Annotated in this window: 1 pseudogene; it reads right to left on the bottom strand. The window is 68.4% G+C overall.

The features are described from left to right. Positions 1–200: pseudogene (locus tag KVT37_RS33005) on the bottom strand (PTS sorbitol transporter subunit IIB); the annotation flags it as partial. Positions 201–234 lie beyond the last annotated feature (34 nt).

Here is a 234-nt window from a genome sequence, read left to right as displayed (position 1 = left end):
TCGCTTTCGATCGGCGGCGCCTTGGAACCGTCGACGGCCGTGGCGCCGGTCATGTCGGCGATGGGCTGGGCGACCGGATGGATGCCGCCACCGGTGACGGAGACGACCTTGTCGCGCTGCGGGGTCGGCTCGATGACGAGCGGACCGCCCCAGCCTGTGTTGCCCCGGGAGATCTTTACGGCTTTGTATGTGGTGGCCATGGTGTCCTCCCGCCCTTAGAGCTCGACGCCCTGG

The organism is Mesorhizobium sp. GbtcB19 (genome assembly GCF_019091085.1).
Taxonomy (GTDB): Bacteria; Pseudomonadota; Alphaproteobacteria; order Rhizobiales; family Rhizobiaceae; genus Mesorhizobium.
Note: the sequence above shows the minus strand (reverse complement) of the source record. Positions and strands in the feature narration are given on the sequence as shown.